Raw genomic sequence first — 12,124 nt, 5'->3', positions numbered from 1 at the left:
AGGTTACGCGGCCGGCGGCTCGGCTCGGCGCCGGGTGGGCCCGGCTTCCCGCCGTCAGGCCCCGGCAACCCCGGGTGCCTGGGCGGACCGAGTGCCGGCCGAGGGCGCCGTGCCGCTGATCGCCGAACACCACCACCCGCCTGACTCACCCCCGCACCCGGCCGCCTGGTGGCTCCGTCCCCCGCCACGGTCATCCCGCCCACGCCTCTGGGGGTTCGCCCTCCAGTACGCACCGCCGAAGGAGCCAGCCCGTGCCCGCGCCCTCCACCCCGCCCGTCCCTGCCGCTGGCCCGGATCCGGTACCAAAACTGCGTGTGCTGCTGGAGCACGCCTACGGCCTTGGACACACCGGCCTCACCCGACTGCTCGCAGGGCAGAACACCGTCAACTACCGCGCCACCAACGGCGACGAGACCTTCTTCGTGAAGTGCTACCTGCCCGGGACGGACCTCGCGGCAGAGCGCTCGGCGATCGGCCAGAGCCGCCTCGCGGGGGAGCACGGCGTCCCCGTCGCCGTCCCACGGTCCACCCGGACGGGGGAGGCGATCGCCACCAGCGGCGACCTCGCCACCTCACTCTGGGAGTGGGTGCCCGGCCGCACCGCGGAAGGCGGACTGGCCCTCGGGCAGCAAAAGGCCGCCGGCCGCGCCCTGGGCCTCATCCACGCCGCCTTCGCCGACCACCCGGCCGCAGCGGCCGGGGCATCACGTCGGCTGACGAAGTGGCGTACGACCGACCCGGCGGCGAAACTCACCACGGACGTCGACCAACTCCTCGACCTCATCGCCGAACACCCCGTACCGGACACGTTCGACACCGAGGCGGTCCGGACCCTGACGGAGCGCCGCGCCGCCCTCACTCGTCTGCCCGAACTGATCACGGGCCTGCCCGACGGGCTGACGACCCAGGTGATCCATGGAGATCTTTCGGTCGTCAATGTGCTCTTCGAGGGCGAGGAACTGACAGCGGTACTCGACTTCCTTCCGCCCGCACCCGAACTGATCTCCTACGAGTTGGGGAGGGTTGCTTTCGACCCGCGGACCGTCGTCCACGACCCCGACTGGATCCGCGCCGGCGTCCGGCTCGTCCGCGCCTACCAGGACAACAACCCCCACCACGCGGCCGCGGACGTGACCGGCTGTGCCCGGGTTGCCCTGATCCAGCTCCTGGGATCGCTCTACGGGGTGAAGGAGCACTACATCAAGCCCGGCCTCCTCCAGGACGATCTCGACGCGTTCTGGCTGCTGCGGCACGCGGCGGCCACCCGGCTTCTGGACCGGCTGCCCGACGTCGAACGGGCCCTCGCCGAAGCTGCGGGACCCCGGTAGCCGCACGGTGCCCGCCCTGGGGCGGGCCCCCTTCTCTTCCCTTCACTCTTTCTTCTTCGCCTGGAGTGATCCCGATGGGTGTATCCAGCGCGGCGGCCAAGAGCGAACAGCCCGAGTACCGGTGGAGCACGGTGAACGTCCCCCTGTCCTGGGGTGAGACGCGTCCCCCAGCACTGGGCTCGCCCGTGCGCAGGGGCTCACCGTCGACGCGGCCGGGGCCGCACACCCTGTGCCTGCGGACGGCCGCGGGAGTGTGCCGTCGGCCTGGGCGGGGCGACAGGGTGCGTAGATGCTCGGCACGGTGTTGGGCCCACCATCCAGCGATGCATCGCGGGCACTGAGCCGATCAGCTATGCGGCGAACATCATGAGGAACCCGATGAAGGTGACGAACCCGATGAGGCCGAGGGCCGTTCCGGCCGCCGCGACCCACAGGCGCCCGACACCGCGCCGTCCGTAGTGGATGCCCGCCACGCCGAAGGTGAGGGCGAGGGCGCCGGCGAGCGCGGCGAACGGGGTCAGGAAGAAGAACGCGGGGACGGTCACCCCGAGGGCGGCGATGGTGCCGAAGGCGAGGGCCGCGGGGCCCAGCAGCGTGGCCGGCGAGTCGGCCGGGATGGGCGCGGTTCGCTCGAACATGGCCTTCTCCTTCATTTTGAACACGTTCAGCTTTTGCTGATCGTACTCCTGGCACGGACCGGGGGTGGCTGCCGGTTCAGCAGTGTTTGTCGGTGGGCTCGCTGCGTCGCGGGCCGTTGGCCGAGGAGCGGGCGGCCCTGGTGCGGTGTCCATACCGGTGCTGTCCCCAGCCTGGGGGGCCGGCGGCGGAGGGCAGGAGGTCGAGGTGTGCCCCCGCCGGCGCTCCACGGACGGACGCGATCGCTCTGCACGGGACTGTCCTTCCCCGGGGTCACCGGTGGGGGAAGGCGGCGGTGAACTCGTCGGCGAGGTCTTTGACCCGGGGGTGAGCTGCGTGGGGGCGGAGGCGGGTGAGGACGTCGTGGACGCTGTCCTGGACGCGGTCGGACATGACCTGGGCTGCGTGGTGGAGAGCGGTGCGTCCGTGGGCGCAGGCAAGTTCGATGTCGTTGTCCTGAAGGGCGGTGGTGGCCAGGAGGGCGTGGTTGAAGCCGTGGGCGCGGAGCATGACGGCCGGGTGGGCGGCGGCCTCTGCGGCGTAGCGGCGGGTCTGGGCCGGGAGGCCGAGGTCGCGGTAGGTCCAGGCGATCTCGCCGGCGTGCTCGGCGCGGGTGTAGGTGCGGGTCCAGTCGGGTTCGTCGTCGGGCCGGGCGCGGGCGAAGTGGTGTTCGGCCCGTTTGATGGCCGCTTCCGCGGCGGCGGTGTCACCGGTGCCGGAGTGGGCGCGGGCTTCGAAGACGTGGAAGACAGCTTTCGCGCCGGGGGTGGCCCGGGGTGCTCCGTTGCGGGCGCGGCGGGCGAGTTCGACGGCGTGGGCGGGCTGGCCGAGGTGGAGGGCCTGGTGGCTGAGGATGGTGAGAGCGCGGGCGCCGAGCGGGGGGTCGTCGGCGGCCTGGGCCATGCGGGTGGCCTGGATGAGGTAGCGCTGAGCGGCCTGGTGATGGCCGACGTCGTACGACATGAGGCCGATGGCGATGAGGAGTTCGGCGGTGGCCCGGCGCAGGGCGCGGCCGGTGGTCTCGGTGTAGCTGCCGTCGTGGAGGTCGAGGACGGAGCGGAGGTAGTGGAGGGCCAGGGGGCGGGTGTGGCCGCCGCCGTGGGCGACGTCGAGGTCCTGGAACGCGGTGAGGGTGGCGCGGACGCGGGTGACGTCCGGGGCGCCGACGCGCGGTGAGGTGGCGGTGCGGGAGGCCGGCGGGTCCGGGGGGCGGTCGAGCCAGTGGCCGCTGGCGGCGACGACGGCCGCGCTCGCGTAGGTGGAGGAGCGCAGGAACTCGCGGCGTTCCATGTCGTACCTCCGCAGAAGCTCGATCTCCTTCACAGTAGAGGCGAGCGAGGGATGGTAGGCAAGACCTGCTTCCGCTTCGTTCGTGCCGGTGGGGGCGAACCCGGCGTCGGTCGGGTGGACCGTGCGCCGCAGGCGTTCGGCCAGGACGCGGCAGATGAGGAGCGGGACGATGCCGGCGGGTGCGGTGCCGCGGATCCAGTGGCTGACCGAGGTCTTGTCGTAGCGCAGGGCGAGTCCGTACTGGATGCCGAGGGCGTTGACGCGGGTGGCGAGCGCCTCGTACTTGATGTCCGCCTCGCGGACGAGGTGGCGTAACGCGGCGTTGGGAGCACGGTTCGATGGCATCGCATCACCTCTCGGCGCGAGCGTAAGTGCCCCTGAATCCGGGCGGATTGACGTGGTCGCGCCTGCAACCGTTCAACCCCCGTCGCGTCTTCCGGCGGGCCCGGTGGCGGTGGTCTTCTTCGGACGGGCCCGGTCCCCGGCCTCGCACGGCCGGGGGACACGACGGGTCCCTGAGGAGAAGGAGGAGCACGGTGGAGGAGCGGTTACGGATCGGCGTGGTCGGTCTGCGGCACGGCGCGCGGCATGTGCGGGGCTGGGAACAGGCGCCCGGCGCGACGGTCGCCGCGGTGTGCGATCTGGACGGGGCGCGGAGGGAGGCGGCGCGGGCGGACGCGGGGCCGGAGTGTGTCGCGGTCGCGGAGTACGGGCGGCTGCTGGAGGACCCGGGGCTGGACGCGGTGGTGGTGTCGGTGCCCAACGGACTGCATGCAGACTTCGCCGAGCGGGCCCTGCTCGCCGGGAAGCACGTGGCGGTGGAGAAGCCGATGACGCTCACCGGGCCGGAGGCCGCCGGGCTGGTGCGCCTCGCGGACGAACGCGGTCTGGTGCTCGCGGCCCTGCATGACTTCAGGGCGGACCCGGCGCACTGGGCGGCGAGGGAGCTGGTGCGCGACGGCGTGCTGGGGGAGGTGTACTTCGCCCGCACGGTGTGGCTGCGCCGGGACAACGCGCCCGGGTCCTGGTACCGGAAACGCACGTCCGCCGGGGGCGGGGTGCTGCTGGACCTGGGCACGCACCGGATCGACCTCGTCCTGTGGATGCTCGGCTTCCCGCGGGTGGGGGAGCTGACGGCGGCGACGAGCCGCCGGCTCCTGGCCGGCCGGGCCGACGGCGGGGACGTCGAGGACACCGCGGTGGGGATGCTGCACCTGGACGGGGACGCGGTCCTGTCGGTGGAGACCAGCTTCATGGGGCACCTGCCGCACGCCGAGGACGTCCTGCTGGAACTCAGGGGCACCCACGGCGCCCTACGAGTGAAGAACGTGGGCGACTCCTACCGCGACTACCAGCTCACCCTGCTGCGCGGGGACCGGGGCCGGCACGAGGAGACCACCTTTCCCGTACTCGGCCCGGGGCCGTCGATGTACGAGGACTTCGTCACCGCGGTCCGCGACGGCCGAGATCCGCTGTGCCCGGGGCGGGAGGCGGCGGTGGTCGCCGACGTGATCGACCGCATGTACGCGGCGGCCGAGGCCGCCGGGCGGGGGGTGGGGTGATGTCCGCCCCCGCTGCGAACAAGGTCGTGAACGTGGACCTGGAGACGCTGCTGGGCCGGGGCGCCGCCGCACGGGCCCGGGCGGAGAACCGGATCTCGGTGGCGATGCGCCGTCATGGGCTGCGGGTCCATGTGATCGTCCTGTGCCACGGGCATGATCCCATCCGCTTCGCGACCACCATCCGGCTGTGCCGCGCGCTGGCTGTCCTGCGGGAGACCTTCGCGGGGGTGGAGCTCGCGGTCAGCTACCAGGGCGGCCCGGCCCCGGCCGCGCTCACCGCCCCTCTCGATGTCCCGGTCCTCGGCCCGCACCGGACCCTGGCGCGGGCCGGCGGCGGCGCGCCGCTCCCGGACGTGGGGAAGGGTGAGCACCTGCTGTCCTGCCTGGCCCTGCTGCGCGCGGACCAGTCGGGGGACGGGGAGCGCCGGTTCGTCGTCTTCGTGGACAGCGACTATCTCGTCTACGACCCGGAGAACGTCCTCGCGCTGTTCGCCCCGTGGGCGCTCGGTTTCAGTGCTCCCGGGGTGCCGTGTGCCGATGAGCGGTTCGCCGGGGTGCGGTTCGCCAAGGGCGGCAGCCTCCGTCTCGCCGTGGACACCGACCTGGCCAAAGCGGCACGGGACCCGGAGATGGAGCGGACGTGGGGGTTCGCGGATCTGCTGGACGCGGCCTGGGCCCGGCACCTGCCGTCCGCACCCCGGGTCGCCGAACGTCTCCCGGCTGGGTGCGCTCCGACCCGGACCGCCCTGCACGAGGCGCTCGGGCCGGCGGGGTTCGCGGAGCTGGAGGCGGCCGTCGAGCAGGTCACCAAGCACGGCGGCCGTTCCTCCCGGGCGCTGTCGCTGTGGCTGGCCAGCCGCCGTGACCATCTGGCCGAGCACTGGCTGGGCCGGTTCTCCTTCCTCCTGCACGGCGACCAGGGCGCGACGCTGGCGGCCTGGTCCGCGATGGAACTGGCCCCCGGCTACGGCCTGGAGATCAGCTTCCTGATGAACGCGCTGTTCCGGCCCGGCCTGAACGGCCGGATCGCCCAGGCGCTCGCGCTGCCCCACGCCCACCTGCCGAAGGACGAGGCGGACAACTTCGCGCTGGGCGTCGAGCTGTTCACCCTCCTCCAGCACCTCGTACGCGGCACGACCAGCCCCGGACCCGCCCCGGGGCCGGGACCGGAGGAGCGGTGGCCGTATCAGGCGGCGACCAAACTCGGCTACAAGCCGGTCGCCCTGACCGCCGTGCCCCAGGTGCCCGCGCTCTACCCGCCCGTCACCGAACTCGTCGCCCTGGGAGGCACCCCGTGACCCGACCGCGGATCGGCGTCCAGTACACCCCGCCCCCCGGACAGGACATCAAGACGACCGTACGGGCCGCCCGGGAGATCGAGGCGATGGGCTACGCCGCCTTCACCCTGCCCGACCACCTCACCCGCCCCCACGACCACGGGACGGCCGCGGTCCCCGACCCCTTCGCCCTGCTGGCGAGGATCGCCGCCGACACCACCACCATCGCCCTCGGCACCATGACCGTCCTCGACGCGCTGCGCCTGCCCGCGCACACGGTGCGCAGCGCGGTGACCCTCCAGCAGATCAGCGGCGGCCGCTTCGAGCTCGGCATCGGCGCCGGATGGCAGCCGGCCGACCTCGCCGTCCTCGCTCCCACCGCCCGTCCCGCCGACGCCCGGATCCGCGCCCTGGAACAAACCCTCCAACTCCTGCGGCAGGCGTGGCCGCTCCCGGGAGCCACCACCCCTGACGGGCGCGACGGCACGCTGGCGCGGACCCTGGCCGACGGCGCCCCCGCGCCCCGGCTGATCGTCGCGGCCGGCACGTCCGCGCTGCTGCGCCTGGCGGCCCGGCACGCCGACGAGGTCGCGCTCACCGTCCCCACCCGGCGCCGCCTGCACGGGGTCACGCCGTCGGCCGCCTCGGTCGCCGCCCAGATCGCCACGGCCCGCGCCGCCCGCCCGCCCGGCGTGCCCCCGTGCGGGTTCCACCTCCAGATCCGTGCCCTCGGCCCCGCCGTGCCGCGGGACCCGGACGGGGACTGGTGGACCGTCGGCGGCAGCCCCGACGAGGTCGCCGACACACTCCGGCGGCGCGCCGCGGCCGGAGTCACCCATCTCGGCGTCTGCACCGAGGACCTCCACCTGCTGGAATGGCTCGCCTCCCGCGTCCTGCCCCTGTGCGAGGGGTGAACCGGTGACCGCGCTGATCGTCCTGTGCGGCGGGCTGGGCAGCCGCCTGGGCCCCACCGGCCGAACCCGGCAGAAGACCATGCACCCCGTTGCCGGCACGCCGCTCCTCGAACACGTCCTGACCCAGGCATGTCCCGCGCTTCCCGCCCCGGCCCCGATCCGGCTGCTCACCGGCCATCGCGCCGTGGACGTCGAGAACGCGGTTCCCGGCTGGCAGCAGCGCATCGACCCGCGGATCCGGGCCGTGCCGGAGAGCGAGCCCGGCGCGGCCGGGGTGCTGCATCTCGCCGACCGCCTGCCCCCGCCCGTGCTGATCATCGCCGGGAACGTCCTGATCCCCTACACCCGGCTGCTGCCCCTCCTGCTCGCGCAGTGGACCCGCGACCGGCGGCCCATCGCCGTCGGCAGCCGGCAGTGGAGGACCGAGTCCCACCACACCCTCACCCCCTCGGGTGACACGGTCGCCTCCTGGCACCGCACCCCCTACCGCGACGACGGCGCCTTCGAAGTCGTCGACTCCTACCTGATCACCCCCCAGGTCCTCGCCCTCATGCGCACCGGCCCCGAACCGATCAGCCACACCCGCGCTCTGGCCGCGCTCACACCCCACCGGGCGGTAGGTTTCGCGGAGTTCACCGGCGACTGGCTCCACGTGCAGACGCCGGCCGACCTCACGCTCACCCCGTCCCGGAAGGCCCTCCTGTGCCCACCCGCCAGCCCGTCGTCGTCATCGTCTCCGGACCCCCCGGCACCGGGAAGACCACCCTCGCCACCAAGCTCGCCAAGCTGCTGACCCTCCCCCTCTACAGCCGCGACACGATCAAAGAGGCGCTTTTCGACACCTTGGGCTGGTCCGACCGGCAACGCTCCAAGCAGTTCGGGGCCGCCTCCGCGACCGTGCTGTTCACCCTCCTCGAAGCCGCGCTGACCGCCGGCGTCCACTGCATGGCCGAGTCCAACTTCCGCCGCACCCACGCGACCGCGGACTTCCGCCGCCTCATCGACCAGACCGGCTGCGCCGTGGTGCAGGTCCAGTGCGTCGCCGACGGCCCCGTCCTGCTGGAGCGGTTCACCGCCCGCTCCGCCTCCGCCGAGCGGCACCCCGGGCATTGCGACGACCAGAACGCCGCCGAATTCCACGCCGAGCTCCTGGCCGGCCGCTACGAGCCCCTGGACCTGCCCGGACCGGTCCTCACCGTCGACACCACCGACTTCCAGACCATCGACATCCAGGCCCTCGCCGCCCAGATCACGGCCCTCCTCCACCCCGGCACCGCCTGAACCGCCGGCCCCGGGGGCACGGGCCCACGACGAAAGGAACCCGGCCGTGCACGCCCTCCGTCTTCGCGCGCCCCAGACGTTCGAGCCCGTCCCCGACACCCCCGCGCCCCGGCCCCGGCCCGGCGAGGTGACCGTCCGCCTGGCCGCCGCCGCGCTCTGCGGCAGCGACCTGCCGAAGTTCCGCAGCACCGCCGACCCGCGCTCCGGCCGGCCCGGCTTCCCCGTCCACGAATGCGTCGGCACCATCGCCGAAGCCGCCCCCGACACCGGCCTGCACCCCGGCCAGCGGGTCCTCGCCATGCCCGACGACGAATGCGGCCTCGCCGAGGTCTACCGGGCCCACCGCGACACGACCCACCCGATCACCGCCGACCGTCTCACCGACGCCCAGGCCACCCTCATCCAGCCCATCGCCACCATGCTGTACGCGACGGCGAAACTCGGCGACGTCACCGGCGCCCGCGTCACCGTCATCGGCCTCGGCCCGATCGGCCTGATCTGCGCCCACATCCTCAGCCGCCGCGGCGCCCGCGTCACCGGCGTCGACCCCACCCCCCGAAGCGAGGGCATCACCCGCGCCTTCGGCATCACCCGCCACATCCAGGACACCGCCGCCGCCCTCACCACCCGTACCCGCGCCCACGAGCCGGCCGACATCTGCGTCGAAGCCGTCGGCCACCAGCAGCGCACGCTCCGCGACGCCATCGCGTCCACCCGGCACAGCGGCACCGTCCTCGCCCTCGGAGTCCCCGACGACGCCGAATACGCCCTCCCCTACGACCAGCTCCTGCGCGCCAACCTGACCCTGAAGGCCAGCATCACTCCGCCCTGGCAGCAGGTGTTCGCCCCCGCCGAGGACTACCTCACCACCCACCTCGACACCCTGAAGCTGCTGATCACCCACACCTTTCCCGTCACCGACGCCACCACCGCGTACCGCGCCTACGCCGAGCCCGCCCCCGACCGCCTCAAAGTGATCATCAGCACCGCCGGCGGCTGGACCCCGGCCGGGAGCCCGTCATGACCGCCGCGCCGGGACGCTTCCTGATGATCCGCCACGGCCGCACCACCGCCAACGCCCACGGCATCCTCATGGGCCGAACCGACTCCCCCCTCCTCTCCGAAGCCCTCCAGCAGGCCGAACACCTCGGCCGGACCCTCGCCCTCGGCCCCACGACCGCCCTCCACAGCAGCGACCAGCCCCGCGCCCTGCGCACCGCCCACCTCATCGGCCTGCCCCACCGCATCCGCCCCGTACCGGACGAGCAGCTGCGCGAGCGGCACTTCGGCCGCTACACCCTCACTCCGTTCACCGACCTCGCCCACGACCCGCACTGGCCCGCCACCGACACCGCCTACGACGTCCGGCCCGACGGCGGCGAGTCACTTCGCGACGTCGAACTCCGCGTCTTCACCCGCCTCCTCGACCTCCACCACACCCTCCCCCCGGACACCACCCTCGCCGTCGTCGGGCACAGCACCTGCTGGCGCCTGGTCGAAGCCGCCCTCCACCACCGCCGCCACGACCCCTTCGACGAGCCCATCCCACCTCCGCTCGCCGTCCTCGAACACCCCCGCACCGCCCTGCACCGCCTCCACCAGCACCTCTGAACTAGGAGACAACGCACGCGGCCCGCGTGCGCCCCCGCAGGGAACGGCAGAGCGGGGAGGGCGGGACGCCTGGTGTACGGCGTCCCGCCCTCCCCGCTCGTTCCTACGCGCCCGGACGCCGCACCCGAACCGGCGGCAGCACACCACCGAAGACCAGCCCGGGCACCTCCTCCACCCCACCCACACACGCACCGGACCACGCACGCACCCCGTACGCCACCGCCGACACCCCGCCCCGGCACGGCACGCCCACCGCCGTCATCCCCGCCCGCCGCGCACCCGCCAGTTCGTCCCCGCCACCGTCCCCGACATACAGCACCCGGTCCGCCGGAACCCCCAGAGCCGCCAGCACCCTCATATACAGCACCGGCGACGGCTTGACCGCGCCCTCACGGCAGCTGAAGAACACCGCGTCGACCAGTCCGGACAGCGCGCACAGCGGCCACGCCTCCGCCGTCTCCGCCGCCGCGTCCGAGAGCACCGCCACCGGCACCCCCTGCCGCCTCAGACCGCCCAGGACCCCCAGCACGCTGTCCGCCGCCTCCAGTCGGCTCTGGGCGTGCTCCCGCAGGACCGCGACGGCCTGGTCCAGATCCGGTCCCCGAGCCCCGCACCGGCCGGCCAAGTCCCGCGCGATGTCGGGCACGGTCGCCAGGGCCCCCTCGTGCCGCGCCCGCCACGACGCGGACAGGGCCTCCCGCGTCCGCTCCCGCGCCACACCGAGCGCGCACTCCAGCCCGGAAGCGAGCCGGGCACGCTCCGGCCCCGACGGCGCGTCCACCAACGTGCCGAACAGATCGAACACCACCGCACTCCAACCTCCCCGCCCGTCAGTTGACCCGGCGGTCCCGTACCTCCGCCCACCGCTCACCAAGCCACCACCCTCCGCATCGTTGTGATCACGAGGTGAGGAGACCGTCCCGCCGACTGACGCAGACGGCCAAGACGCGCGCCCTCAGGTCCTTCCCGACACGAGCACAGCAGCGATGCGACAGCACTGCCAGAGCGCACCCGAGTTGAACGGTGGCACGGAACCCGGCACACCCCACGAGCCGTTCCGGGCCCCATGCGGCAAGAACCTGCGGCCAGTTGAGCGGTCTCCGGGCGGCAGACCGGAGGGATACGCCCGAGCCCGGCATCTCTCCGAATGAGGACCGTGCGTTCCACAGCCCCCAACACCCAGGGTTGCCATGGCTCCGTCCTAGATCAGGGGCCGCAGGACGACGGCGGTCGCATCATCCCGGCGCCGCCGTCCGGATGGCCGTGCCGCATCGACCAGGGCCTGCGCCATGACCCGCGGCGGCCGTTCGGCGTTGACCCGCACCAGCGCGTCCATCTCCCCGGGCGAAAGCTGATCGACGATACCGTCGCTGAGAAGGATCACGGTGTCCTCCGGGGGAATCTCTACCCGGTAGACCGTCCACACGCTCGCTTCGGGCAGGCCGAGGGCTACCCAGTTCCGGTGGGACTCGGACACCTCAAAGGGCACACCGCCGTTGCGGGCCAGCTGCTCACCGACGGTCTGCTCGTCGGTGTACCGGGTCAGGCCGCCCTTTCCGTTCGCGCCGAAGGCGGCGCAGTCGCCGGCCCATGAAACCCCGGTGGGCCGTCCCGGCCGGAGATCCGCGGCGACTGCCACGGCGCTCGGCCCCTTGCCGTCGGCGCCCCGGTCCACGAGCAGATGATGGCCGGCCATGATCCCGGCCGACGAACCGCGTTGGGCGGTCGTCCGGGACATCGCCCAGGCGAGACGGTCCATGTCCCGGGCGATCTCCTCCGAGTCGCCCACCCCGTCGACCACGACCGCGCCCACCGACCCGGTCGCGCTGCGGAACACCGAGTAGGCGTCGCAGTAGTGCTTCTTCTCCCCGCGCCGGCCCGCAGCGCCGAAGACCGCTGCCCCGTTCACCTGTGTCGTCATGCCCGCACGGTAGGCGCGGCCGTGCGCGCACACCATGACGTGGGAGGCGATGTGCCGCACGCACATCGGCGAGACTGCTACAGGCGCTGGTGAACTCTTGTCCGGGGCGGTGTCCGCCACGGGGCCACGCCTTCCGTGCTTGCGCTGCTGCCTCCGCCTCCGTACACCCCGCGAGCCATCGACCGCGATCCCCCGGAAGTTCCAGGCCGGACAGCTCCGTTGGGTCGACCATCACATGCGGTCCGCTGCCACCCGGCGACAGGCACTGATCCCCCCTTGCCCGGGTCGCACTGACGGGCCCTCC

12 protein-coding genes are annotated in these 12,124 nt (G+C 73.3%); 8 read left to right on the top strand and 4 right to left on the bottom strand.

Features of this window, described 5'->3' with window-relative positions:
- Positions 1 to 314: 314 nt before the first annotated feature.
- Complete coding sequence (locus ACWCRA_RS13210) at positions 315 to 1,328, top strand: phosphotransferase enzyme family protein (RefSeq protein WP_451067510.1); 1,014 nt, start codon at positions 315 to 317, stop codon at positions 1,326 to 1,328.
- Between the two features lie 350 nt (positions 1,329 to 1,678).
- Here ACWCRA_RS13210 and ACWCRA_RS13205 read toward each other — a convergent pair whose 3' ends face one another.
- Both ACWCRA_RS13205 and ACWCRA_RS13200 read right to left on the bottom strand, forming a co-directional pair.
- Positions 1,679 to 1,966: a hypothetical protein gene (locus ACWCRA_RS13205; RefSeq protein ID WP_384299811.1), complete on the bottom strand. Its 288-nt coding sequence runs from the start codon at positions 1,964 to 1,966 to the stop codon at positions 1,679 to 1,681.
- Between the two features lie 271 nt (positions 1,967 to 2,237).
- Positions 2,238 to 3,599 carry a transcriptional regulator gene (locus ACWCRA_RS13200; RefSeq protein ID WP_451067509.1) on the bottom strand — a complete coding sequence of 454 codons (1,362 nt, stop codon included), beginning with the start codon at positions 3,597 to 3,599 and terminating at the stop codon, positions 2,238 to 2,240.
- Positions 3,600 to 3,790: 191 nt separating this feature from the next.
- Here ACWCRA_RS13200 and ACWCRA_RS13195 point away from each other — a divergent pair, with 191 nt between their 5' ends.
- Genes ACWCRA_RS13195 through ACWCRA_RS13165 form a run of 7 tightly spaced genes read left to right on the top strand, consistent with a single transcriptional unit; the run spans position 3,791 to position 9,899 of the window.
- The gene (locus ACWCRA_RS13195; RefSeq protein WP_451067508.1) at positions 3,791 to 4,816 is read left to right on the top strand and encodes a Gfo/Idh/MocA family protein; all 1,026 of its coding nucleotides are present in this window, start codon (positions 3,791 to 3,793) and stop codon (positions 4,814 to 4,816) included.
- Positions 4,816 to 6,114 carry a hypothetical protein gene (locus ACWCRA_RS13190; protein WP_451067507.1) on the top strand — a complete coding sequence of 433 codons (1,299 nt, stop codon included), beginning with the start codon at positions 4,816 to 4,818 and terminating at the stop codon, positions 6,112 to 6,114. Before ACWCRA_RS13195 ends, ACWCRA_RS13190 begins: the two co-directional genes overlap by 1 nt.
- Positions 6,111 to 7,007 carry an LLM class flavin-dependent oxidoreductase gene (locus ACWCRA_RS13185; protein WP_451067506.1) on the top strand — a complete coding sequence of 299 codons (897 nt, stop codon included), beginning with the start codon at positions 6,111 to 6,113 and terminating at the stop codon, positions 7,005 to 7,007. The genes ACWCRA_RS13190 and ACWCRA_RS13185 overlap by 4 nt, the downstream gene beginning before the upstream one ends.
- 4 nt (positions 7,008 to 7,011) lie before the next feature.
- Positions 7,012 to 7,800, top strand: a complete 789-nt coding sequence (locus ACWCRA_RS13180) for a nucleotidyltransferase family protein (protein ID WP_451067505.1) — start codon at positions 7,012 to 7,014, stop codon at positions 7,798 to 7,800.
- On the top strand, positions 7,710 to 8,288 hold the full coding sequence (locus ACWCRA_RS13175; protein ID WP_451067504.1) for an AAA family ATPase: 579 nt from the start codon (positions 7,710 to 7,712) through the stop codon (positions 8,286 to 8,288). The genes ACWCRA_RS13180 and ACWCRA_RS13175 overlap by 91 nt, the downstream gene beginning before the upstream one ends.
- 46 nt (positions 8,289 to 8,334) lie before the next feature.
- The gene (locus tag ACWCRA_RS13170; RefSeq protein ID WP_451067503.1) at positions 8,335 to 9,312 is read left to right on the top strand and encodes a zinc-dependent alcohol dehydrogenase; all 978 of its coding nucleotides are present in this window, start codon (positions 8,335 to 8,337) and stop codon (positions 9,310 to 9,312) included.
- Positions 9,309 to 9,899: a histidine phosphatase family protein gene (locus tag ACWCRA_RS13165; RefSeq protein ID WP_451067502.1), complete on the top strand. Its 591-nt coding sequence runs from the start codon at positions 9,309 to 9,311 to the stop codon at positions 9,897 to 9,899. Before ACWCRA_RS13170 ends, ACWCRA_RS13165 begins: the two co-directional genes overlap by 4 nt.
- Before the next feature lie 103 nt (positions 9,900 to 10,002).
- Here the strand turns inward: ACWCRA_RS13165 and ACWCRA_RS13160 are convergent, their stop codons facing one another.
- Positions 10,003 to 10,707 (bottom strand): HAD family hydrolase, encoded by a 705-nt coding sequence (locus tag ACWCRA_RS13160; protein WP_451067501.1) that lies wholly within the window; start codon positions 10,705 to 10,707, stop codon positions 10,003 to 10,005.
- A 393-nt stretch (positions 10,708 to 11,100) separates the two neighbouring features.
- Complete coding sequence (locus tag ACWCRA_RS13155) at positions 11,101 to 11,820, bottom strand: SpoIIE family protein phosphatase (RefSeq protein WP_451067500.1); 720 nt, start codon at positions 11,818 to 11,820, stop codon at positions 11,101 to 11,103.
- Positions 11,821 to 12,124: the final 304 nt, after the last annotated feature.

The sequence above is a fragment of the Streptomyces sp. NPDC001889 genome (assembly GCF_053594535.1).
This window is presented reverse-complemented; position numbering and strand designations above follow the sequence as displayed.